Origin of the sequence: Sporosarcina sp. SAFN-015 (assembly GCF_051966875.1) — a bacterium.
Classification (GTDB): domain Bacteria; phylum Bacillota; class Bacilli; order Bacillales_A; family Planococcaceae; genus Sporosarcina.
This window is the reverse complement of record NZ_JBQCKP010000005.1, coordinates 128,533-151,414: the sequence shown is the minus strand read 5'-3', so window position 1 is coordinate 151,414 and position 22,882 is coordinate 128,533. Positions and strand designations below refer to the sequence as shown.

Below are 22,882 nucleotides of genomic sequence, written 5' to 3'. Positions count from 1 at the left end.
TTTCAGGAGAAGCTATACTAAAAATAGGTTTTTATGTTAAGTGCCACGAAATTACTGCAAGGGAGGAAGGATTATAATGATACGTTTTGAAAGTGATTATGCTGAAGGTGCTCATATACAAATTCTGAATCGGCTACTGAAAACCAATGAGGAACAGACACCTGGCTATGGCGTGGATGACTATTGTGAAAGGGCTAGAGGGTATATTCGAAAAGCGTGTGATATGGAGAATGCAGATGTACACTTCTTAGTTGGCGGAACACAAGCAAATACTACAATTATTTCTTCCATCTTGCGTCCGCATCAAGGAGCGGTTTCTGCGATTACGGGTCATATTGCAGGACATGAAACGGGAGCAATTGAAGCGACTGGACATAAAGTGCTTACGTTGCCGAGTGATGATGGGAAGATTACAGCAACACAAGTAAAAGAGTTATATGATACTCATTGGAATGATGCCACTCATGAACATATGGTGCAGCCAGGTTTGGTTTACATATCTCATCCTTCCGAGAATGGGACGACTTATAGTAAATCCGAATTGGAGGAATTAAGCAAGGTTTGCCGGGAATGTGGTTTGCCCTTATTTATGGATGGTGCTCGTTTAGGATATGGTCTCGCTGCAAAAGACAACGATCTATCTCTTATTGATATCGCAAGACTTTGTGATGTGTTCTATATCGGCGGAACGAAAGTTGGAGCGTTGTTTGGAGAAGCTGTTGTCATCACAAATGATGATCTTAAAAAAGACTTTCGGTATATGATCAAACAAAATGGAGGAATGCTCGCTAAGGGGCGTTTGTTAGGGATCCAGTTTGAAACCTTGTTTGAAGGTGGCTTATACTTTGAGATTTCTAAGCATGCTGTGGACTTGGCGATGATGATTCGAGAGGCGTTTGTTGAAAAAGGGTTTTCATTAAAATATGATTCCAAGACAAATCAACAGTTTCCTATTTTGCCGAATGACGTGGTGGATGAATTGAGCAAGAAGTATTCTTTTTCCTATTGGGAGAAAGTCGATGATACACAAAGTGTTGTGAGATTTTGTACGAGCTGGGCGACAAAAAAGGAAAATGTTGAGCAACTGATTGAGGATATTAAGAATATATAAAGACAAAAGTTGGAGAGTAGGTCAGATTCGATCTGACTAATGCTCCAACTATTTTTCATTTAATCGCGTTTGTTATGATAAATCAGTTGAACAACACCTGAAGAGAAAGTTTTAGTTTCAATTAATTTTAAATCTAGCTGTTTTTTAATGTCAGTAAACAATGCTTTTCCTTCACCTAAAACAACTGGATGAACAGACAACCTGAACTCATCAACAAGATCCAACTCAATGAAGGTTGTAATAAGGCTTGCCCCACCGTATAACCAGATATCCTTTCCAGGCTGGTTTTTTAGTTTATTCACTTCTTCGGCAATGTTTTTATTGATGTAGATTGTTTTGCTGTCAGTTCTGTTTTCATTTTTGGAAAATACATATTTATCTTTGCTGTGGACCAATCTCCACATTTCTTTTTCATCATCAGCGGCATTCGTTGGTGGATTAAATTCTCCCCACATATCATAACTTTTTCTTCCGTATAAAATGGTGTCAATCTGATGCAGGAAATCTGTAAATCCCATTTCAGCATCCATAATGCACCAATCTGTCTCGCCGTTTTTTCCTTCGATGAATCCATCTAGTGTCGTTGCTAAATCCAAAATGATTTTTCTTTGGCTTGTGCTGGACATTGTTTACCTCCTCTGACGATATTTGATAATGAAGCATTAATCGTATATCACATTTTTCCCTTCTTCAGTTAACTTTTGCAAAGATGTAAGCATATGATTTATCTGTTCATCGGAATGTCTTTCCCATGAGCCTAATTCGGCTACTATTTTCAATGGAGATGTTGACCGATAGGAGCGTGTGGGGTTTCCGGGAAATCGCTTGTCCGTTAAGTTCGGATCGTTTTCAAAATCACCTAACGGTTCCACGATATAAATTCTCTCCTTTTCATTGGATTTTGCTAATTCAGCACCCCATTTAGCAGCCTCTAATGTTGCAGTAAAATAGATATGGTTAGATTTTTTATCCTGATAATTGGAGAAGTGTAAAGGTTCAAGAAGATCTCCAATTTCCAGTTTTGCTTTCGTGCCATGAAAGAACGGACCTGGATCTAAGCTATTTTTATTGTCATTCATACAATTGCCCCCTTTTGCATTTTGACTTGCGTAGTACAGTATAAGGCAGTAATGGCGGGAAAAGTAGTCTATAAATGATCAGCAGATGATGGTATACTATAAGTAGAGAATAAGATGTGAATACTATCAATCCGTTAGAGAGTGCGTAAAGGAGAAGGGCAGCCAATGCTGCTCTTCTTTTCTTTTTTTCTATAGAAAAAATACAAATAGAAGCTCTCCATGACAAATCTGCGTTAGGGGTTGGTAGATTTTTCATGTAGTAATTCATTTAGGTTTCTTCTTCCCAATATGCTAAACTTGTTGTCCGAAAGGCAATCAAGAAGGTGGAATACATATGGGAAGAATTGAACATAAACAGCAACAGAACCGATTGAATAGAGAGAAGAAATGGTCAAACATAAAGAAACCTTTCCGAATACTATTATTCGTATTGCTACTTGTAGTCCTTTGTGGATTGGTCATGGTGAATCACCTAATTTCATCAAGTGATGTGAGTAAACTAGAAGAACCTGAACCGAGACCGACGTTTATTTACGATCAAAACGGAGAGATCGTTAGTAAAATTTCAATTTCCAACATTGAAGGAGTTCGTCTAGACCAAATACCAAATGAGTTGATAGAAGCAGTAATTTCTGTTGAGGATCAACAGTTTTATAAACATCATGGAATTAATTATTTCGGGATTGCGCGGGCATTTACTCAAAACCTGTTAAAAGGTGAGGTTGTGGCTGGTGGAAGTACGATCACTCAGCAACTAACAAAAAATATATTTTTAACCCAGGATCGTACATATTCTCGTAAATTCAAAGAATTACTTATCGCGAGGAAAATTGAGAGAACTTATTCTAAAGATGACATACTGGAACGCTACTTGAATCAAATTTACTTTGGCGAAGGAGCATGGGGTGTTCAACGGGCTGCGCAAATCTATTTTGGAAAAGATGTTAGCGAGTTAACGTTAAGTGAATCTGCTACATTAGCGGGATTAATTAAAGCACCTTCCCATTTATCTCCTTATAAAGACATGGAAAAGTCGGTGGAACGCCGCAACATTGTTTTATCGTTAATGAAAAGTGAAAAGTATATTAGTCAAGCAGAGTTCGATGAAGCGGTCGGACAAGAAATTGTGTTAGCCGATTCAACAATGACGGATTATAAAGGGAAATATCCATATTATATTGACTATATTATTGACGAGGCGGTCGACAAGTACAAGATTTCGAAAAACGAAGTGCTGTATGGAGGATTACATATATATACAGCGTTAAATCCTGTCATCCAAGATGCCCTTGAAGAAGTGTATCAGGATGATCGTTATTTTCCGAAGAGCAAGCCGGATCAACTCATTCAAAGCGGTTCGGTCTTCTTGAATCCTAAAACGGGTGGAATTAGTGCCTTGATCGGGGGCAGAGGAGAATATACGTATGGACGCTTTAATAATGCGACCGAGCTCGTTAGACAACCGGGATCATCCTTGAAACCACTTGTCTACACTGCGGCATTGGAGCAAGGCTATCATATTTCGGATTTGCTCGTTGACGAACCAATTAACATTAATGGATATTCTCCGCAAAATTTCGATCATAAGTTTAGAGGGCAAGTGACAATGTACGATGCAGTCACCCAATCGTATAATATCCCTCCCGTCTGGCTGCTACATAACATCGGAATTGAAATTGGCGTGCGGACCGTAGAGCGTTTCGGAATCCCATTGGAAGAAAACGACCATAATCTTGGCCTGGCATTAGGGGGCTTGCACAAAGGAACTTCACCCCTGCGAATGGCTCAAGCTTTCTCTGCATTTGCGAATGATGGGGTTATGATGGAAGCCCATGCTATTGTAGAAATAAAAGATTCAGAAGGCAAAGTCATTGGAAAATGGCGTGAACAATCAGTAGAAGTAACAGAAGCGGAAGTTGCTCAGCAAATGACCTATATGCTGCAAGGTGCTGTCGAAGTTGGTACGGCCAAGAAAGCTCAACTTTCAGGGATGGAAGTTGCCGGTAAAACAGGCACCACCCAGCTGCCATTCACGGGTGTAGATGGATCGAAGGATCATTGGTTCGTCGGCTATACACCGGACATCGTAGGTGCGGTTTGGCTAGGCTATGATAAAACCGATCCTGAACATCACTTAACGTCGACTAGTAGTTTCACAGCCCCACCAATTTTCGGGCAAGTCCTATTAAGGTCAATGAGTGAATATCCTACGAAGGAATTTGATTTACCGTTAATCGCTAAAGATAAAAAAGAGCTTGAGAAACAGAAAGAAAAGTTGAGGGAGAAAGAACAAAAAGCGGAAAAAGAGAAAAGGAAACAGGAGAAGAAAAAAGAGAAAGAACGGGAAAAAAGAGAGAAGAAAGCCAAGAAGGAAAGAGAGAAAGAAAGGAAAAAGAAAGAAAAGGAGAAACGGGAAAAAGAGATGGGGAAAGAAATAGAAGATAGCCTTGACCGATTGAAGAAGTGGATACAAGAATGATAAAGCAAAATGCAAAAAAGGATATTGAGAAGTTGGTCTTGTTTAAGGATCTACATGATTTCGATGCAAAGGAAACCAGTTCTGATTAAAAATGATCAGAACTGGTTTTTTCTTGAAATCGGAGTAAATCGATTTCATTATCATCAATGAAAAACTGGGGAGCCAATTTGATGTTGGGGAGATAGGATAGAGGGCATTGTCCCGTTGTACCATCACAATTTCGGGTACACAACCGTCCCGTTTTCCTCGATGATTGGCATGGCGCCCCATTTTCCAAGTTCGTGTGCGACCAGTTCGCCGCCGTCTTTTGTCGGGATGATGTGGGTGACTTCCCACTCATGAGCAGCAAGCCAATTGCTGATGAGCAGGCGATGGCAGCGGGCGGGGTGGCGCTCTGAGCAGCAGTATGCAGTCCTCTTCGATTTGGCCAGCTTCATCAGTTCATCGACGCCTTCCTGGAAGCAGTGCGACAGTGTGTAATCCGCATAATTATGGAACGAGGCATTCTGCCAACCGTCATTCAGTACAGGGGAGACCAGGTCGGAGGCGGGCCGCCTTCCGCCGAGATCAGGCATATGGCAGTACGCGATGTTGGCATTTGGCAGCCACTCCGCCATCGTTTCTTTTTTGAACCAAGGAAATTTACGGCTGCCCGGAAAAGACCGAACATCGACGAGCTGCTCAATCTTCGCAAGCTTGAGCAGCTCGATAAATTCTTCTTTTGAATGTGAATAATGGCCGATCGTAAAAATCTCCAATTCGTAACCCCCTCTGTTTATTACAAGTTTTCCACTGAAGGGTGCGGGTAAAACATAGCAGTGGAAAGCGCTGTACAGAACTTGCGATTGCCTCGGATGGGGGATTGAAACAGAATCGTCTCTGAATAAGAGAAGAGTTCGGGGTTTATCGTTCGCAGTTACATAGATGACTGCTTCACTATTCAAGCTACTCCGATTTGGATACTTATGCTCTATAGGAAAACTGCTGATTTAGGACATGAGGCCTTTATTTATTTTCTTCAAGTTTTAGTATAATAAATAGATTGTGAAAATGGAAAATATATAAAGTAGGACCAGTTTATCCAATTTAGAACATGACTGTACATAGTGAAGAAATAGGAGGAAAACAAATGGCGGAAGAAGTGAACACAACAGGTTGGGATGCAATTGAAGAAGCGGCAACGAAATTATACGGGGATCAGGAACCGAAGCATTATGGGACTGCGATTCCTTATTTGCTTGGCGGACAAGACCCATTGGATGGCCTTAGCGCGTATAAGGCGGAAACACCTTCTCCACATTGGCATATTATTACGTTTGGCTTTTCCGAGCTTTATGAGAAGGAATCGGAAAATGCCGAGTATAGCGGCTACGGGTTTGAGCTTTCGTTTCGGGTGTCCCGCACTGATGATGAGGAAGAGCCTCCTGCATGGGCTTTGAACCTTCTTCAAAATATGGGGCGCTATGTGTTTAACAGCGGCAACGTTTTTGCTTCAGGTGATTATTTGGATGCGAATGGTCCCATCTGCTTGGGAGCCGATACGGAGTTAACCGCTCTTGCTTTTATCACCGATCCAGAGCTAGGTATACTGCATACGCCTAACGGACGCGTTGATTTCCTTCAAATGGTTGGGATCACCGAGGACGAGCTGGAGGCGATGAAAGTATGGAATACAGCTGGTCTACTAGAAGCTGGAAAAGGACAGATTCCAGGTTATCTTACGGATTTATCCCGAACTTCGATGCTTCAAGTTCCTGCCGTTCAGGAAAGTGTTCAAATCGGCATAGACCGCGACGGTTCGAGCACTGGTTATTTATTTGTGGATCAATTGACTTGGGAACCCGGTAAGAAAGGGTTGTTCAAAAAGAAGCCTTCTGTGCTCACAGTAGGAGCGAAGCAAGCTGAAACGGTTGGAAAGTTGTTGCAAGGCCGGTTGCTGAAGGGTAGAGATTTGAGATTAGTAAGTAAAGAGGCAAACGTCACATTGGAGCTTGCTCCAACGACTGGATTCGAAACAGTTGAGGGCACGGTCCATTTACGTCTTGATGAAACAGTTGTCAACGAGCTAATGCATAAACTTCTTCCAATAGAAGGAGAAATTCATTTGTCTTCTACTAACGACTTCATCATACAAGTCGTTAAAACGTACATTAAGGATCAAGATGGACAGGTCATCTCTATCGTTGGATAAAGGATCGAAACATTGTTTACCTAAGAATTTATTTAGAGGTAAGTATTATGACCACGCATTGTCCACTATTTTTTCTGCAAGCTGCATTTAGGGCGAACACTTTTCGTCATGTTCCGGTGGAAAAGGCTACTAAAGGAGAGACGCAAATGAGTGACATCAACTCTCAAAATTGCAATCTAAATATATGGTATTACCTACCTGATAATGTATGGGATAAAGTGAAAAATATATATGAGAGTATGCCGGGGTGGAAAGGATATAAAGATGGAATTCCTTATTGGTTCGGGTGTGAAGAAGATAATGTTTTCATTACGGCCTCCGTTGAACCAAGCGGATTATCTTTTTATGCGCGGATGAGTAATGATGATTGGCATTCCTGGATAGAGAGATTTAAATTGGAAGCGACACAAGTATTAGGATTTGCTGTCGGTGAACCGGAGGAAGGATTTATGTAACAATGCAATAACATGCAATAATGTCGTACGTGGAGAAGCCGGAATGGTAAGAGCCCGCTTTTAAAGCGAGCTCTCCATGAACCTGATTAAGCTTCTCGCAACGTATTAATAACTTCCTCCGCATAGGAATCGGTAAACCGGATCATCCCGTTCTCCTGTACAATCCGCCCTTCCTGCATGCGAATATCAAGCCAATCTGTAATGAAGGAAGGGGCATAGCCGCCTTGGCCGAATTCATCACCAAATACGATGATGCTCGGATAAACAGCTACATATTGATCGCGGCTCGTGTCTGGATTTGCCCTCGTATATAACCAAAACTGTACGTCATACATGACATATGATAATTCGTCTGCGTGAAATGAAAAATGGCCTTTCTCTTCGACAATCCGTGTACAGATGCTGCGGATTTTCTGTCCCACCTGCTCCAATTCGATTACCCGAGAGCACAGCTCCTCCAGCAGAGGAGAAAATTTGCCGTATGCTACTTTCCCCATGGCCTCGATTTTATCTTCCTCAGAAGTATCATATTGTTCATCGTTCACTAAGCCTTTAATAAACTCCTCGAAATTAGCGGCTAGGAAGGTAATCTTATAATCATCTTCCTGATCGACATGGACAACTGCAGGTTCGCCATCTGAACCGCTTGCCCGATAGTCTAACATGACGACATCATGACCGGCTGAAGGGCAATCACAGATCACCACACCGATATCAGGATATCCCCATTCCTCAATCATAAAAGGACTGCCGAGATCCCCGCACAGTGAATAGCTTTTCTCGCGACCAATTCCCATAATCCCCGAAATGGCAATATGATTTTCCGCCCAAGAAGTCGGTTCCTCTGTTGGAAAGTTGGTGTTCTTCGGCACCCCGCCATTCTAGAATTATCCCGGTAATGCTAAATACAAAGGCTGTCTATCGCTATTATTAGAAGTTCATATAGACTGCTATATATTACAAATAAAAAAACTTCTGCCAATCGGCACTCGTCTAATGTTATGAAGGGGGATATGAAGTGGATAGCTATTCAATTGAACAAACGAAGTTACTACCGTATGAAAAGATCATTGATGAACTCATGATTGATTATGGTCAAGATATATTACAGCTTGTTATGCAATACGTACATAACCTCTCCGTTGCGGAAGATTTAACACAAGAAATTTTTGTAAAGTGCTATAGGGCATTGCCGACATTCCAGTTTAATTCTTCAATGAAAACTTGGTTATGGCGCATTGCGATTAATCATACAAAAGATTATTTGAAAAGCTGGTATGCAAAAAATGTAGAAGCGACCGAAGATAATCGAATCGCACAAGTGAAAAGTGGAGTTTGTGTCGAGCAGCAAGTTATTAGGCAACAAGAAGATGAAGAACTAGCACGTACTGTGTTCGCACTACCGCTGAAATATCGTGAAGTCATCTATTTATGCTATTACGAGGAACAATCGATGAAGGAAATAGCAGACGTCCTGCAGCTAAACAAAAGTACCGTGAAAACGAGATTGCGTAAAGCAAAACAATTATTGAAGAATCGATTGGAGTGTGAGTAGGAGTGGAAGAACGCTTAAAAAATTTGAAAAAAGCAGTCGATCAAACTGTCTTTAATAAAGTAGAATTTAAAACAAAACATCGACAGCAAATACATAAACAGTTACAAGTATTATCCTTACAACAAACATTACTATCCATGCTCACAGAATCAAAGTCAGGCACGGAAATAACGCAAATGCTGCATGTCCGTGGTGTCGAGCAAATTGTTCATAATGAAGGGATGATTTATTCGGTTTTACATGAAGCCGAGCAGCACGGTTGGCTTTCTGCAAGGTGGGAAAGTGGTGTGAAGTACTATCAATTAACGAAGCTCGGGAAAAAGCGATTACAGCAAGACAATGCGCATGAAAAGCTATCTCTTAAGGAACTAATTTGGGGGGTGCGCATGAATGTTGATTAAGGAGTTTCTACAGCAAGTTACAAGCTATATCCGTTCAAAAGAGGCACGTAGCTATGTAGAAGAAGAATTGCACCACCATCTGACGAAATCCAAACAAGCCTGGGTGAATTCAGGCTACTCTTCAATAGAAGCTGAGCAAAAAGCCATTGAGGAAATGGGCTCTGCTTCACAGCTCGGAAAATCAATGGACAAAATTCACCGGCCAAAATGGGATTTCTGGCTAATTGGCGCAGTGTTGCTATTGATTGCTGTAAGCATTACACCAATCTTAACGACAGATTTCAGCCATCGATTTGGTGTAGATATGACGAATTACTTTGTTAAAAATAAAATCCTTCATATCATACTAGCCGTTGCAGGGATAGCCGTCATCATGTATTTTGATTATCGTAAACTGCAATGCTATAGTATGTTCTTTTATAGAGGGGCACTGTTGTTATTAATCGTTCTCTGGGCTATGCCCAACATCTTTGTTAATGGAGAAGCAATGTATAAAATAGGTCCAATTCGTTTGCAGGCATGGATGGCGCTTCCGTTGTTATTAGTAGCCTTTGCAGGATTTTTCACTGAACGCAAATGGAGAGGTTGGAAACTGACTGGATTATTTCTACTTCCAATATTCTTATTCATGATGATAGGAAGTCTTTCTGTAACGCTACTATATATGGGAGTTGTAGCCGTTTTGTTTAGCTTTAGCTATTTCAACCGAAAAGCGAAGCTTATTGTGTTTTTAATAGTAGGGGGAATGGGGTTAGCGATAGCGGCATTTAGTGTTTATGCATATCACTATTTACTTGAGCCATATCAAACAGTACGCATCAGAGCTTTTTTACATCCTGAATTATATGCGGATTCAGCAGGCTACATGATGCTCCAATTAAATGAAGCACTTGCACGGGCTGGCTGGTTCGGGGCAGATAGGCTTCACTACATTCCTGAAGCCCACACTGATTATGCTTTGGTACAGCTTATTCAATCGTATGGCTATGTTGCAGGACTCGCAGTCATTGGTATCATATTCGCTGTTGCGCTACGCATTTTGTGGCTTGTTACTACAATGCCACAATCATATGGTAAGTTACTCGTTATCGCAGCAGGAACATTATACAGTTGCCAGAGTATTTACTCTGTTTTAATGGTGTTTGGCTTCTTACCACTAACAGGCGTGCCGTTACCGTTTATTAGTTACGGGATTACACCATTGCTGATAAATGCCTTTCTAATAGGCTTAGTCTTAAGCGTCTATCGGAGAAAAGCGTTTATCGGAAAACAAATTTACTCTGCATAAATCATCCATCTGAAGATGATGGCAACACAGAATGTGTGACGCTAAGTATATCATTGTCTCTATGGCAAAGATATTTGACTGGCGTCAATATCGGATCAAAAACAAAAATATCGGGTTTACATTTATCACTCTGTCATTTCGTTCATGAGCAGTAAAGCATTGTTACTCAAGGGCGGACAAGCACCAAGGAAATAAATGGTCCAGTTGTAATAGATCATACTATATGATATGGTTTAAAGTGCAAACTAATAGAAATATTATAAATGGCAGCATGATCTTTTATAAAAACTTTAAAAACTTAATAGTATGCACTAGGGGTGTTATTTAACTGAGATGAGTAGAGACTCAAACCCTTTGAACCTGATCTAGCTGAAACTAGCGTAGGAAAGTGTAAACTCTCGGACATACGAAGAGGGATGACTCTGTCTTCTTTTTGGTGTGTCGTCATAGTTTTACGCAACTTTCCTTTTGGAAGGTTGCGTTTTTTTATTAGCTGCCATTTACCGATTCAAAACGTATAAGAACAGGAGTGGTTAGGATGAGTAAAGTCGTATTGGTAACAGGAAGTAGTCAAGGACTAGGGGCAACGATCGTAAGAACATTGGCAAGCCAAGGATTTCGGGTAGTCGTCAATTACAATAAGAGCAAAGAGGCAGCCGACAAGATTGTTTCCGAGATTGGAAAGGAGTATGCGATTGCCATTCAAGCTGATGTAACCAATCGAACAGAAGTGGATCGTATGGTAGAAGAGGCAACTGACTATTTTGGGCAAATTGATGTTGTGGTGAATAATGCATTAATCGATTTCAAATTTGATCCAATCAAGCAGAAACCTTTCGCAGAACTAACTTGGGATGACTATCAAAGACAGTTGGATGGTACTTTAAAAGCAGCATATAACGTAATTCAAAGTGTCATACCTCAATTTATTGAACGACAAAATGGAAGTATTATCAATATAGGGACGAATCTATTTCAGAATCCTGTCGTTCCTTATCATGAATATACAACAGCGAAAGCCGGATTGATCGGTTTTACACGTAATATTGCTGCCGAGTTAGGAGCATATGGCATAAAAGCGAATGTCGTTTCAGGAGGCTTATTGAAAACAACTAACGCCAGTGCTGTTACAACGCCGGAAGTATTCGATTTGATTGCAAGTTCTACGCCACTGAAGAAGGTCACCACGCCACAAGAAGTAGCGAATATGGTCGCATATTTGTCTTCAGACAATGCAAGCGGTATTACAGGGCAGAATATCACAGTCGATGGCGGTTTAACAATGAACTGACAAATGGGGGAGTGAAAAATGGTTGAAATGAACGCAAAACAACTAAACTTAGGTGTTTTGCTGTATGGCTGCGGACACCACCAAGCTGCGTGGCTTATGCCTGACTCAAGTGTTGAACGGATTGGTGATATTACCTATTATCAAAACTTAGCCAAGTTGGCGGAAAAGGGCCTATTTGACGTCGTATTCTTTGCAGATAATCAATCTTTTGTAGGCAAAGATTGCAGTGATATGCCGGCGTTTTGGTTTGACCCGCTCATCAATTTAACAGCCATATCCCAAGTGACAGACCATGTGGGATTAGTTCCAACGATATCAAGTACTTTTTCGAATCCTTTTACAGCTTCACGACAGCTTTTAAGTTTAGACCATCTTACAAAAGGTCGTGTAGGTTGGAATCTTGTTACTTCAATGACTGATGTTGAAGCACAAAATCATAGTATGGATAAGCTGCCGTCTCATGATGAACGCTATGAAAAAGCAGATGAATTTGCTACTTTAATGAATCATTTATTTCTTTCATGGGATAGCAAAGCGTTTCTGCATGAACGTGAAGAGAAAAAATTGATCGATCCTTCACACATCACGCCATTTCATCACGAAGGTACCTACTTTAAAGTGTGTGGTCCGTCCACTACGCCGAAAAGTCCTCAAGGTAAACCGGTCGCAATGCAGGCAGGGGCGTCCAAGCAAGGCATTGCATTAGCTGCAAAGCATGCAGATGCAGTTTACTCAGTGTCGTGGAACTTCAAGCAAGCAAAAAGGTTTCGAGAAAAAATCAATGAGCAAATGAAACAAAGCGAGAATAGCAACAGATATATTAAAGTGTTTCCGGGCTTAGTCACCTATGTCGGCAAGAGTCGTGAAGAGGCTTTAGCCAAGAAAGCGGCATTAGATGTACAGTTACCTATTGACACGGCATTAAAACAGCTGAGCATTTTTATTCGGCAAGACTGCTCCAATTGGGCACTTGATGAAAAGGTTCCACCATTGCCGCCTGTGGAGGAATTTACTGGACCGGTCGGCCGATATGAGACGATAATAGAAATTATTCATGATACAAACCCAACAGTAAGGGAATTATTGGGGTATCTAAATGCTGGTGGAGGACATTTCACGCTCATCGGCACACCTGAAGAGATTGTCGATCAGATGGAGCTTTGGTTTAAAGCAGGGGTAGCCGATGGATTTAATCTTATGCCTCCCACATTGCCGAGTAGTTTAGAAGACTTTGTTGAATTCATAGTACCGGAGCTGCAAAAGAGAGGTCTTTTCAAAAAATATTATGAAGGACATACATTACGTAGACATTTAGGGCTAACATAATAAAAGATCATGAAAAGGGGAGCGATTCAATAACGCTGCCCTTTGGATTCCGTCTATAGCCCCAGAAATTCCGTTGGTTTTTCAGTATAATCAACCCTTTCCAATTCCACATATCAACATTCAATATACGTCCAGATACGGCCCTATGAATTCCGTAGAATTCACGTGCCATTTTTGTGTCTCCGATTGTTGTGGCAAGCAAGTCTTTCATTTCACTAAATAGACTTGTGGCGTACTTCGACGGTCCATTGTCCAACACAATTGAAGGCTTCTCATTTAGTTAGTTAAACTTTTGGGAAGCCTCTTTTCCTGCATGCAAATAGACATCAACTAATATAATCAAATAGTCTGCAAGAAGGGAGGTTAGGAACTGATGGTGACTAAAAAATACGATGAGATCTTTAGCCGAGTCGTGAAATCAAAGCATATACATGAGTCTGTACTATTTATCCAAAATGGAAATGGGGATTTTTCATACAAAAATGAGTATGGGGGCAAGAGCATAGATGCGCCATTGCTCATGGCAAGTATTACGAAGCTGTTTACAACTACATGCATTTTAATTTTGCTGGAGCAAGGGAAACTCTCATTAGATGATAAAGTGACACGTTTTTTTGATAAAGAGAAACTTAGTGGGCTCCATCTCTATAAAGGACAGGAGTATACCGCAAAATTGACCATCGCTCATTTGCTGTTTCAGACAAGCGGGTTACCGGATGTATCTGAAGAAGGTAAAAATAATCTTCGAAAACGTGTACTTCAGGAAGATATGAACATCACAATTGACGAAATAATAGCGTTTACGAAAGAGATGAAACCACACTTTGCACCTGACACATTAAATAGATCACATTATGCGGATATCAATTTTGATATTTTAGGCCAGATTATTGAGTCCCTTACGAATTCTTCATTGGAAGATGTCTATAAATCTTTCATTTTTGAACCATTGAAGCTTGAGAAAACATATTTACCTATAGATGAGGATGATTTTATTCCCAGTATTTATTTTAAAAATAATGCGCTTTCCCTTCCGAAATACATTAAAAGCTGTCGAGCGAGTGGAGGGGCAATTACCACTGCCCGCGAAATGATGGTCTTTATTAAAGCGTTTTTTGGAGGAGATTTATTTAATCAAGAAATCTTCAACCAATTGGAGATGTATAAGAAGTTACAAATCAGCTTTTATCCCATTCAATATGGTGGCGGCTATATGAGAATCCCATTAGGTGGATTTACAATGCTTTTTACTGGTAAGGGGGAATTGATCGGACATTCGGGCTCGACAGGTTCCTTTGCTTTTTATTATCCCGAGAAAGATCTGTTTTTTGTAGGTGATGTAAACCAAACGGCGAACCCTGCAACAGCAGTACGGATGGCGATACGACTTGCGGTTTCGAGTAAATAAAAGGAACGAATGCAATATTGCATTCGTTCTTTTTTTACATACTTTTGGTTACTCTTTGTTAGTGCGTTTCGCACCTTCTGCAGGAAGCGTGTAGTGCAAAGGGATAGAGAATTCCACATAGGAGGGACATACACCATTCAAGTAATAGTTACTACACGTTAGTTTTGGGCTGTCTTCGATTTCCCACGGCGACAAGGATGATCGTGAGAGATAGAACAATCATGCAAATAATGACAGTCCATATTATGGTGGGGTATTGGTTGTTGAATCCGGTTTCTGATGTATGTTTAGAGTAGATACCGAAATAAGCCCATAATACAGCCAAACCATATGCAGGGTTGTGTAAGCGAAGCATTGTTGTGACACTAATGATTGTTCCGATAATCAGGATAAGTATAGTCCATGTCACTTCAGATAACCCAAATCCATCCCATCTGATCGAGACGAGGAAAGCTGTAATGTTGGCAATGGTCGCAACTGTTATCCAGCCAAAATAGACACTAAAGGGAAGTTTGATAAAAAAACTCTCTTTTAAAGAGAGGGAAGCCTCTGCGGTCAATTTGTTGATGTTGATTAGGCAAAGAAGCAGCCCGATCATAGTGATGACGGATAAGAATAGTTTTTCATAATGCCATGCAAGTATCCAAAGGGTATTAAGAATTGAAGAAATTGAAAAGTAGATGCCGACTTGTGTTAACAGACGGGCTGTAGAAGGTTTTAGCTTTTTATGAAAGAAACCGAGTTGGTATAAGACATGTAATCCTAATAAGACATATATGACGCTCCAGATTGAAAATGTAAAGCCTGCAGGGGCAAATAAATTACTGTATTTCGCTGAAATTTCACCCGTTGTTTGCCCGTTAATGGGTAAAACGTTCGCCAATACATTAGTGACAATCATCAAGATGTATGTAAGAACGATTACTGTATTCAACCATACTCGTTTGCTAGTTAACTTCATCGAATCCTCCTTTCTCGAACTATATTCATCACTCTTTTCTACTATTCCTGTATTCCAACAATATAAACGATTTTTGGCAAGTGGCTGTTGAAGTGTAGAATTTCTAGCATTTTTTTGAAAGTTGAAGGAATTGTGCCGCGGAATAGAGAACAAGTACTTGTTAGATGCCATTTCTATTCAGAATACATGGGGAGGTTATCAATTGAAATTATTAGTTATTGGCGGAACATCGTTTGTCGGTCGTCATATTGTTGAGCAATTACTACTAAAAGGACATGAAGTAGTTCTATTCAATCGAGGAAAAACAAATCCTGATTTATTTCCAGCGTGTCGTCGCATTATTGGGGATCGTCGCATAAATATGGATCAGGCTGCCCTCGAACATTGGGATGCTGTCATTGATACAAGCGGTTATACGCCGAATGATGTAAAACCTGTTATTGAGGCACTGAAAGAAAAGAGTGATCATTATACATTTATTTCAACGATTTCAGTTTATGATGATTACTCAAAAGGCGATGTAAATGAGAATGGCTCGATATTTACACATACTGTCAACACGGACGAAGTGACGGGTGCAACGTACGGTCCGCTAAAGGTAATGTGCGAAAATGAAGTAAAGGATGGATTTGGCGAAAAGGCCCTAATTGTTAGACCTTGCATTATCGTAGGTCCGCATGATCCAACGGATAGATTCACATATTGGGCTTTGCGAACTGTAGAGGAAGGGCCAATTGCCATTCCGGGAGGAGACAGGAAAGTACAATGGATTGATGTTCGTGATTTGGCAAAGTGGATAGTAACCATGATTGAGGGGAAGAAAACAGGGACTTTTAACGCTGCTTCTGAACCCGTTTCATTCGAAGCGTTCATTGATGAATTAATTGCTGAACAAGGAATTGAGACAATCGCCATTCCTGATACGATTGTGGAAAAGGTAGAGATGGATGCAAAGCATCGTTTCCCATTGTGGATGCCAATTTCGGAACAGTTTCCACAAGGCTTTTTTATTGTCGATGCATCTAATGCTGTGGAGGCTGGGCTTTCGATTCGTCCCCTTCGCGACACTGCGGATGACACAAGGGAATGGGCAGCACATCTCGATTCCGGAACATGCAAAGTTGGTCCAAATAATGAAATCGAGAAATTATTACTTGAAACTGCTGCGAGAGAAAGAATATCAAATTGAATAACTGATGGGTGCTAATGACATTTGCCCCTACTTGTAGTGCCTATCCCCGAGCAATCTATTCTGTGGGGATAGGCACATTAGGTTATTAAATGAAGTCGTCAAAACGTAAAGCACTTCGATTACAGATTTTACGCGCTAGTATATGGCTTACATAAATCAAAACCAATGTCCAAATAGGAGTGATCTGCATTGTCGGAATCAACGAAAGGGGAAAGTAAATTTCCTGTCAGCATCATAGTTGCATTGGTGACTGCTTTAAGTCTTTTAGGAGATTCAATGTTATATATTGCGTTGCCTTTGTACTGGAAAGAGGCTGGTCTTGACTCCATTTGGCAAGTTGGTGTGCTTCTATCCATTAACCGTTTTATCCGTTTGCCTTTTAACCCACTTGTTGGATGGCTTTATAATAAGATTTCCCTTAAGACCGGATTAGTTATCGCAATTCTATTAGGAAGCATCACGACGTTAGGCTACGGATTATTGAGCGGTTTTATTGCGTGGATAATTTTACGTAGTCTTTGGGGAATTGCTTGGTCATTTTTCAGAATCGGAGGTTTATCCATTTTGGCCGTTGATACAAACAAGGACAATCGGGGTAAATCAATTGGTCTGTACAACGGATTATATCGATTAGGCAGCTTATTTGGTATGTTAGTAGGTGGATTGCTTGTGCCAATTATAGGGTTAAGTGCCGTTTCGATTATTTTTGGTTGTCTTACTCTGTTAGGGCTTCCTTTGATTTTAATGTATGTGAATACAACTTCCTCGATGGCTAATGTGCAGGATAACAAGGCTGTCATTGTTAACGAACGATTTATTAACAGACTTAAACAGGGCAGAGGAATGATTATTTTTACTGGCTTCTGTATCACTCTGCTCATTCAAGGGGTATTCATCTCAACTCTAAGCTCATTGATTGAACATAACCATGGGGAGAATGTCGTCTTGTTTGGATCAGTAATGAGTGTTACTTTCCTGACGGGAATTATTTTATCGATACGATGGATATGGGAACCGTTTTTAGGAGCACGTTTTGGGATTTGGTCCGATGGAGCAAAAGGAAGAGTGCCTTTACTCGTTCTATCCTTGATCTTTGGAGGCTTGACGTTTGGAATTATTTCCAATGAACTTTCACTCGCTGTGATGATTTTCTTTACTTTCTTAGTGATGATTGCATCTACATCACTTACAACCATTGTGGATGCAATTGCCTTGGACGTTTCAAAAAACACAAATGTCGTTTCATTTCTGACAACGTATACAATCGCTCAAGATCTTGGCGCATCTATAGGTCCTTTTATTAGCTTCATGATTTTTGGGTTAGTAAACGGATTCACTTACGTTTACTGGGGAGGGGCAATTGTATTTTTGTTCCTAGCAATCCTTTGGTCATTCAGCTATAAAAAAGAAAGAGGAGCATTTTCTATCACATCATAAACAGCCGTATGGAGAGGAGGAACCTCTCTCATCCGGCTGTTTTTTATTTCATCATTTAACGCTTATTCGATTCATCTTGGAAATCTTAGTAACTTGACGAAAAAGCTAAAGAGGAGTATTATATTTTACCTGTAGAAAAAGTTACATTAAAATAATGTTTTCCATAGATCAGAAGCAAAATAAAAAAGTAAAAGGTTGGTGTTTACATGAGAAAACAATGGAATATGAAAGATTTTCTTTTACACAACTTTTTAGGAATATATGCAATAGCTGTCTTAATGTTATGGATGAAAACATATATCGCTCAAGCTACACAGTTTGAATTAGGGGTAGAAGGACCTCTTCAGCAATTCCTTTTACTGCTAAATCCGCTCGGTTCAGCATTGCTATTTCTAGGAATTTCTTTTTTGTTTAAAGGAAAGAAAAAATATACATCGCTCGTCGTCATGTACATTCTCATGTCGATTCTATTATATGCAAATATCGTCTATTACCGTTTCTTCAGTGATTTCATTACAATTCCTACCCTTATGCAAACGCAAAATTTCGGGGATTTGGGCGGAAGTGTTCTGTCCTTGCTAAAACCTTATGATGTTTTGTTCTTTGTGGATGTATTCGTTATGATGTACCTTCGATTTTCACGTAAGGTACAAAAAGAGACAAATCGGGTAGGATCTAAAAAAGCGGCTGCGATTATTGCTGTCGCCTTAGTCATTTCTATTATTAATCTAGGACTCGCTGAATCAAGCCGTCCGCAACTATTGACTCGAGGTTTTGATCGAAACTATATTGTGAAATATTTAGGGATGTATAATTACACGATTTATGACTCGGTGGAAACGGCGGCAGCGTCATCACAAAGAGCTTTGGCGGATAGCAGTGATCTCACAGAAGTGATCAACTATACACAATCTGCTTACGCCGAACCGAATCCAACCTATTTTGGTGCAGCCGAAGGAATGAACGTCATCTATTTGCATTTAGAATCATTCCAAAACTTTTTGATTGACTATAAATTGAACGGGGAAGAAGTTACACCGTTTTTAAATTCATTAACAAAAGATAAGAATACAGCGTATTTCGATAACTTCTTCCATCAAACGGGCCAAGGTAAAACGTCCGATGCGGAATTCATGTTGGAGAACTCCATATTCGGATTGCCCCAAGGATCTGCTTTTATTACGAAAGCACAAAATACGTACCAAGCCGCCCCAAGCATTTTAAAGGATTATGGGTATACATCTGCTGTCTTCCACGGGAATAACGGAAGCTTCTGGAATCGAAATACCATCTACAAAGAATTTGGATTCGACCATTTCTTCGATGCGAGTTATTATGATACGAGTTCTCCTATCGACATGGCCGAATACGGATTATTGGACAAACCGTTCTATGAACAATCTGAAAGCATGCTCGCTTCATTGCCGCAACCTTTTTATACGAAATTCATTACGGTTGGAAACCACTATCCGTATGCTATGAACCAAGACTTGGTGACCATCGATAAAGCACAGACTGGGGACACCAGTGTGGACGCTTATTTCCAAACTGCGCGGTATACAGATGAAGCAATTGAAAAAGTCTTCACTCGATTAAAGGAAACAGGCTTATATGATAACTCGGTCATTGTTCTGTATGGTGACCATTATGGTATTTCAGAGAATCATAAAAAAGCGATGGGCCAAATCATAGGGAAAGACATTACACCTTATGAAAGTGCGAACTTGCAGCGCGTTCCATTATTCATACATGTTCCTGGAATGAAAGGTGGCATTAACCACACGTATGGTGGCCAGACAGACCTTCTTCCGACGTTATTACATTTGCTTGGAATTGACACGAAAGACTTTGTTCAATTCGGTTCCGATTTATTCTCGGAAGAGCATAATGAAGTCGTCCCGTTCCGAAATGGCGATTTTATCAGCCCGACGATTGATTCAATCAATGAAAAGTTTTATGATAATCAAACAGGCTTGCCTCTGGACGAGCGTCAAATGGAGCGTGCCAATGCTTTGAAAAAAGAAGTGGATTATAAATTGGAGCTTTCCGATAAAGTCGTGAATGGTGACTTATTGAGATTTTATACGCCAAAAGGATATACACCTGTCGATCCTTCTCAGTATAACTACACTAAAGATGCAGATGTACAATTAAACGATTGACATATTGCAGTTGAAGAAGCATGTTCTCTCCTAATGGAGAGGGCATGCTTCTTTTTTTCGCCGATTACCCATTCATAATATATAAAAAACAGCCGAATGGAGAGGGGGATACCTCACTCATTCGGCTGTTTTACATATCATCATTTACTTTCAAAGTCGCAATCCTTTAATGGAATCAGCTTTGTTTTGAACTTAACTTTATAAATTAGCCAAACGATCAAGAAAAGAGGAAGACCTATATAGGAAACGAGTGCGCCGTTCCAATCGATGTTACCGCCAGTAAAGGCTTGGAAGTTTTGGCCGGCAATGATGAAAATACATAGGACCAGAGCTAACAAAGGACCGAATGGGAACCATTTTGCGCGATAAGGAAGATCCGAGAGATTTCTGCCTTGTGCAATAAAGGCCCTTCTGAAACGGTAGTGACTGATTGCAATTCCGAGCCATGTAACAAATCCAGCCATCCCTGATGCGTTCAACAACCAGACGTACACCGTACCGTCTCCGAAGAAAGTGGAAAGGAAGGCAAGGGAACCGACTAATGTCGTAGCGATCAACGCATTGACCGGCACGCCTCTTCTATCTAATTTCGCTAAGAACTTTGGCGCTTTCCCATCACGCGCCAAATCCCAAAGCATTCGGGTAGATGCATACATACCCGAGTTACCAGCAGATAAGACCGCAGTCAAAATGATGGCGTTCATGACAGAAGCAGCAAATGCAAATCCGGCCCGTTCAAATACGAGTGTGAACGGACTGACAGAAACCGACTCACTCAATAATCGTGCATCCGTATACGGAATTATCATCCCGATGACGAAAATCGCAAAGATGTAGAAAAGAAGGATGCGCCAAAAAACAGAGTTTACCGCTTTGGGAATCGTCTTTTCCGGATTTTCACTTTCACCGGCAGCGACACCAAGCAATTCCGTACCTTGGAAAGAAAACCCTGCTGCCATGAAAATACCAAGGATCGCAAAGAATCCTCCGTTAAACGGTGCATCACCAAACGTGAAGTTCGAAAAGCCGATCGCTTCGCCGCCCATAATGCCAAAAATCATTAGAAACCCGGTAATGATGAAGATGATGACCGTTACAACTTTAATAAGTGAAAACCAGAATTCGGTTTCGCCAAAACCTTTAACAGACATATAGTTGATGCCGAACATGATCAGAAGGGCAAGTCCGCTCCATAAGAACGAAGGGCTATCAGGAAACCAGAATTTCATGATCAATACAACCGCTGCCAGTTCCGCAGCAATCGTAATCGCCCAGTTATACCAGTAATTCCAGCCGATTGCAAATCCGAATGCCGGATCGACGAATCGTGTAGCATATTCTTTGAATGATCCTGCCACAGGCATATAAGCGGCCATCTCCGCAAGGCTCGTCATCAGGAAGTACACCATGATCCCTACAGCTGCATACGCAACCAATGCCCCTCCTGGCCCTGCAGCATGGATTGCTCCGCCACTTGCCAAGAAAATCCCCGTTCCAATCGAGCCTCCAAGAGAAATCATCATCAGGTGACGGGCTTTCAATGTTCTTTTCAATTGAGGCGTATTCGTAGTTGTTAACTTGTTCTCCATGTTGTCCACTCCTCTTTATGACGGAAGGTTGTTACATCTACATAGTTTACCCAAATTAAAAAACAGCCATCAAGGCAAATCGACGGCTGTTGGATAAATGCGTAAATCCTTCCGAAGATAGTTCTCCACGTTAAAAACGTGACAATGATGTTCCTATTCGAAAACATCACCAGCATGGATAGCCAATGATCTATCCACACTTCGGCAACTCATCCTTTCAAACGGAGTCAACAATCTCAGAGAATCTCGTCCGTCCTACTCTTATGAGCAGCAGCCTCTATCCCATCGGTGAATGGGAGTATTAAATTAATGAATAAATTATAGGACAATATTATTCATAATGCAATGGTAAAACATTACACAATCAACTTCTTCAGATGTGCTACTTAATAATTTTTAAGATTTGTTTAAACTCTTTCGCATCCGCTGATTCTAGCAATTCATAAATAGCCATTTCTACACTTGTTCCAAAAATGCCAAGTGCCTCCATTTTTTCTAGTCCAAGTTGTTTATTTGCCAACGTGCGGGAAGATACGGCATCCTCAACGATTTGTACATCATAATTCGATTCTTTGAGATCGGCAGCTGTTTGGTAAACACAAATATGCGTTTCGATGCCCGCAATAAGGATTTGCGATTTTTGCGTTGTTAGCAGTGCATTCCTAAATGCCTCAGTTTTATAAGCGCTAAATGTCATTTTAGGAATTGGTGTAAGTCCTTCCAATTGTTCCGCCACTTCTTCTACAGTAGACCCTAAACCATCTGGATACTGTTCGAGCCAAATAATTGGCACATTCAAAATCCGCAAACAGCTGATCAGCTTCCTCAAATTATCGATTAACTCCTCGCTGTCATGCACAATTCTAGCCAATTTGCCTTGAACATCTACAAGTACAAATACCGTTTGATCTTTTGTGAACATGTGAAAATCCAGCCCCCTTTGTAAACTAGATTAAT

The 22,882-nt window shown here is 40.7% G+C and carries 19 protein-coding genes, 1 pseudogene and 2 riboswitches; of the genes and pseudogenes, 13 read left to right on the top strand and 7 right to left on the bottom strand.

Annotated elements, in window-relative coordinates; genetic code table 11:
- The first annotated feature begins 76 nt into the window (after positions 1 to 76).
- Positions 77 to 1,111, top strand: a complete 1,035-nt coding sequence (locus ACTHPA_RS10870; RefSeq protein ID WP_440500268.1) for a threonine aldolase family protein — start codon at positions 77 to 79, stop codon at positions 1,109 to 1,111.
- Positions 1,112 to 1,170: 59 nt separating this feature from the next.
- On the opposite strand, the gene ACTHPA_RS10865 is transcribed toward ACTHPA_RS10870, so the two are convergent.
- Together ACTHPA_RS10865 and arr are read right to left on the bottom strand one after the other, a co-directional pair.
- Positions 1,171 to 1,737: a dihydrofolate reductase family protein gene (locus tag ACTHPA_RS10865; protein ID WP_440500267.1), complete on the bottom strand. Its 567-nt coding sequence runs from the start codon at positions 1,735 to 1,737 to the stop codon at positions 1,171 to 1,173.
- Positions 1,738 to 1,773: 36 nt separating this feature from the next.
- Positions 1,774 to 2,190 carry an NAD(+)--rifampin ADP-ribosyltransferase gene (gene arr / locus ACTHPA_RS10860; protein WP_440500266.1) on the bottom strand — a complete coding sequence of 139 codons (417 nt, stop codon included), beginning with the start codon at positions 2,188 to 2,190 and terminating at the stop codon, positions 1,774 to 1,776.
- 334 nt (positions 2,191 to 2,524) lie between these two features.
- Between arr and ACTHPA_RS10855 the strand changes: the two genes are divergently transcribed.
- On the top strand, positions 2,525 to 4,669 hold the full coding sequence (locus ACTHPA_RS10855) for a transglycosylase domain-containing protein (RefSeq protein WP_440500265.1): 2,145 nt from the start codon (positions 2,525 to 2,527) through the stop codon (positions 4,667 to 4,669).
- 212 nt (positions 4,670 to 4,881) lie between these two features.
- Here the strand turns inward: ACTHPA_RS10855 and ACTHPA_RS10850 are convergent, their stop codons facing one another.
- The gene (locus tag ACTHPA_RS10850) at positions 4,882 to 5,427 is read right to left on the bottom strand and encodes a DUF488 domain-containing protein (protein WP_440500264.1); all 546 of its coding nucleotides are present in this window, start codon (positions 5,425 to 5,427) and stop codon (positions 4,882 to 4,884) included.
- A 371-nt stretch (positions 5,428 to 5,798) separates the two neighbouring features.
- On the opposite strand from ACTHPA_RS10850, the gene ACTHPA_RS10845 reads away from it, so the two are divergent.
- Together ACTHPA_RS10845 and ACTHPA_RS10840 are read left to right on the top strand one after the other, a co-directional pair.
- Positions 5,799 to 6,860: a suppressor of fused domain protein gene (locus tag ACTHPA_RS10845; protein WP_440500262.1), complete on the top strand. Its 1,062-nt coding sequence runs from the start codon at positions 5,799 to 5,801 to the stop codon at positions 6,858 to 6,860.
- Between the two features lie 146 nt (positions 6,861 to 7,006).
- Positions 7,007 to 7,315: a hypothetical protein gene (locus ACTHPA_RS10840; protein ID WP_440500261.1), complete on the top strand. Its 309-nt coding sequence runs from the start codon at positions 7,007 to 7,009 to the stop codon at positions 7,313 to 7,315.
- An 86-nt stretch (positions 7,316 to 7,401) separates the two neighbouring features.
- On the opposite strand, the pseudogene ACTHPA_RS10835 reads toward ACTHPA_RS10840, so the two are convergent.
- Positions 7,402 to 8,196: pseudogene (locus ACTHPA_RS10835) on the bottom strand (SMI1/KNR4 family protein); the annotation flags it as partial.
- Between the two features lie 137 nt (positions 8,197 to 8,333).
- Here ACTHPA_RS10835 and ACTHPA_RS10830 point away from each other — a divergent pair.
- The 6 genes from ACTHPA_RS10830 (at position 8,334) to ACTHPA_RS10805 (ending at position 14,584) form a co-directional block, all read left to right on the top strand.
- The gene (locus ACTHPA_RS10830; RefSeq protein ID WP_440500260.1) at positions 8,334 to 8,870 is read left to right on the top strand and encodes a sigma-70 family RNA polymerase sigma factor; all 537 of its coding nucleotides are present in this window, start codon (positions 8,334 to 8,336) and stop codon (positions 8,868 to 8,870) included.
- 2 nt (positions 8,871 to 8,872) lie between these two features.
- Positions 8,873 to 9,271 carry a helix-turn-helix transcriptional regulator gene (locus ACTHPA_RS10825; RefSeq protein WP_440500259.1) on the top strand — a complete coding sequence of 133 codons (399 nt, stop codon included), beginning with the start codon at positions 8,873 to 8,875 and terminating at the stop codon, positions 9,269 to 9,271.
- Positions 9,261 to 10,559 (top strand): FtsW/RodA/SpoVE family cell cycle protein, encoded by a 1,299-nt coding sequence (locus ACTHPA_RS10820; RefSeq protein WP_440500257.1) that lies wholly within the window; start codon positions 9,261 to 9,263, stop codon positions 10,557 to 10,559. The genes ACTHPA_RS10825 and ACTHPA_RS10820 overlap by 11 nt, the downstream gene beginning before the upstream one ends.
- Before the next feature lie 303 nt (positions 10,560 to 10,862).
- Positions 10,863 to 10,963: riboswitch (TPP riboswitch) on the top strand.
- Between the two features lie 134 nt (positions 10,964 to 11,097).
- The gene (locus ACTHPA_RS10815; RefSeq protein ID WP_440500256.1) at positions 11,098 to 11,850 is read left to right on the top strand and encodes a 3-oxoacyl-ACP reductase; all 753 of its coding nucleotides are present in this window, start codon (positions 11,098 to 11,100) and stop codon (positions 11,848 to 11,850) included.
- An 18-nt stretch (positions 11,851 to 11,868) separates the two neighbouring features.
- A complete protein-coding gene (locus tag ACTHPA_RS10810; protein WP_440500255.1) occupies positions 11,869 to 13,176 on the top strand; it encodes an LLM class flavin-dependent oxidoreductase in 1,308 nt (435 codons plus the stop codon).
- A gap of 373 nt (positions 13,177 to 13,549) precedes the next feature.
- Entirely contained in the window at positions 13,550 to 14,584 is a 1,035-nt protein-coding gene (locus ACTHPA_RS10805) for a serine hydrolase domain-containing protein (RefSeq protein WP_440500254.1), read from the top strand.
- A gap of 151 nt (positions 14,585 to 14,735) precedes the next feature.
- Here the strand turns inward: ACTHPA_RS10805 and ACTHPA_RS10800 are convergent, their stop codons facing one another.
- Complete coding sequence (locus ACTHPA_RS10800; RefSeq protein ID WP_440500253.1) at positions 14,736 to 15,545, bottom strand: tryptophan-rich sensory protein; 810 nt, start codon at positions 15,543 to 15,545, stop codon at positions 14,736 to 14,738.
- A gap of 202 nt (positions 15,546 to 15,747) precedes the next feature.
- On the opposite strand from ACTHPA_RS10800, the gene ACTHPA_RS10795 reads away from it, so the two are divergent.
- From ACTHPA_RS10795 to ACTHPA_RS10785, 3 genes are all read left to right on the top strand, one after another.
- A complete protein-coding gene (locus tag ACTHPA_RS10795; protein WP_440500251.1) occupies positions 15,748 to 16,734 on the top strand; it encodes an NAD-dependent epimerase/dehydratase family protein in 987 nt (328 codons plus the stop codon).
- Positions 16,735 to 16,926: 192 nt separating this feature from the next.
- Entirely contained in the window at positions 16,927 to 18,174 is a 1,248-nt protein-coding gene (locus ACTHPA_RS10790) for an MFS transporter (protein ID WP_440500249.1), read from the top strand.
- Between the two features lie 206 nt (positions 18,175 to 18,380).
- The gene (locus tag ACTHPA_RS10785; protein WP_440500248.1) at positions 18,381 to 20,336 is read left to right on the top strand and encodes an LTA synthase family protein; all 1,956 of its coding nucleotides are present in this window, start codon (positions 18,381 to 18,383) and stop codon (positions 20,334 to 20,336) included.
- Between the two features lie 140 nt (positions 20,337 to 20,476).
- Here ACTHPA_RS10785 and ACTHPA_RS10780 read toward each other — a convergent pair whose 3' ends face one another.
- Together ACTHPA_RS10780 and ACTHPA_RS10775 are read right to left on the bottom strand one after the other, a co-directional pair.
- Positions 20,477 to 21,925, bottom strand: coding sequence for an amino acid permease (locus ACTHPA_RS10780; RefSeq protein WP_440500247.1), 1,449 nt, complete (start codon positions 21,923 to 21,925; stop codon positions 20,477 to 20,479).
- Between the two features lie 110 nt (positions 21,926 to 22,035).
- Positions 22,036 to 22,213, bottom strand: a riboswitch (Lysine riboswitch).
- Positions 22,214 to 22,307: 94 nt separating this feature from the next.
- Positions 22,308 to 22,847: a hydrolase gene (locus tag ACTHPA_RS10775; RefSeq protein WP_440500245.1), complete on the bottom strand. Its 540-nt coding sequence runs from the start codon at positions 22,845 to 22,847 to the stop codon at positions 22,308 to 22,310.
- Positions 22,848 to 22,882 lie beyond the last annotated feature (35 nt).

Bases quoted from the DNA above. Each gene is read 5' to 3' on its own strand.
- ACTHPA_RS10800 (WP_440500253.1), bottom strand. From the start codon at position 15,545: ATGAAGTTAACTAGCAAACGAGTATGGTTGAATACAGTAATCGTTCTT.
- ACTHPA_RS10845 (WP_440500262.1), top strand. From the start codon at position 5,799: ATGGCGGAAGAAGTGAACACAACAGGTTGGGATGCAATTGAAGAAGCG.
- ACTHPA_RS10805 (WP_440500254.1), top strand. From the start codon at position 13,550: ATGGTGACTAAAAAATACGATGAGATCTTTAGCCGAGTCGTGAAATCA.
- arr (WP_440500266.1), bottom strand. From the start codon at position 2,190: ATGAATGACAATAAAAATAGCTTAGATCCAGGTCCGTTCTTTCATGGC.
- ACTHPA_RS10855 (WP_440500265.1), top strand. From the start codon at position 2,525: ATGGGAAGAATTGAACATAAACAGCAACAGAACCGATTGAATAGAGAG.
- ACTHPA_RS10870 (WP_440500268.1), top strand. From the start codon at position 77: ATGATACGTTTTGAAAGTGATTATGCTGAAGGTGCTCATATACAAATT.
- ACTHPA_RS10840 (WP_440500261.1), top strand. From the start codon at position 7,007: ATGAGTGACATCAACTCTCAAAATTGCAATCTAAATATATGGTATTAC.
- ACTHPA_RS10815 (WP_440500256.1), top strand. From the start codon at position 11,098: ATGAGTAAAGTCGTATTGGTAACAGGAAGTAGTCAAGGACTAGGGGCA.
- ACTHPA_RS10810 (WP_440500255.1), top strand. From the start codon at position 11,869: ATGGTTGAAATGAACGCAAAACAACTAAACTTAGGTGTTTTGCTGTAT.
- ACTHPA_RS10820 (WP_440500257.1), top strand. From the start codon at position 9,261: ATGTTGATTAAGGAGTTTCTACAGCAAGTTACAAGCTATATCCGTTCA.
- ACTHPA_RS10780 (WP_440500247.1), bottom strand. From the start codon at position 21,925: ATGGAGAACAAGTTAACAACTACGAATACGCCTCAATTGAAAAGAACA.
- ACTHPA_RS10785 (WP_440500248.1), top strand. From the start codon at position 18,381: ATGAGAAAACAATGGAATATGAAAGATTTTCTTTTACACAACTTTTTA.
- ACTHPA_RS10865 (WP_440500267.1), bottom strand. From the start codon at position 1,737: ATGTCCAGCACAAGCCAAAGAAAAATCATTTTGGATTTAGCAACGACA.
- ACTHPA_RS10775 (WP_440500245.1), bottom strand. From the start codon at position 22,847: ATGTTCACAAAAGATCAAACGGTATTTGTACTTGTAGATGTTCAAGGC.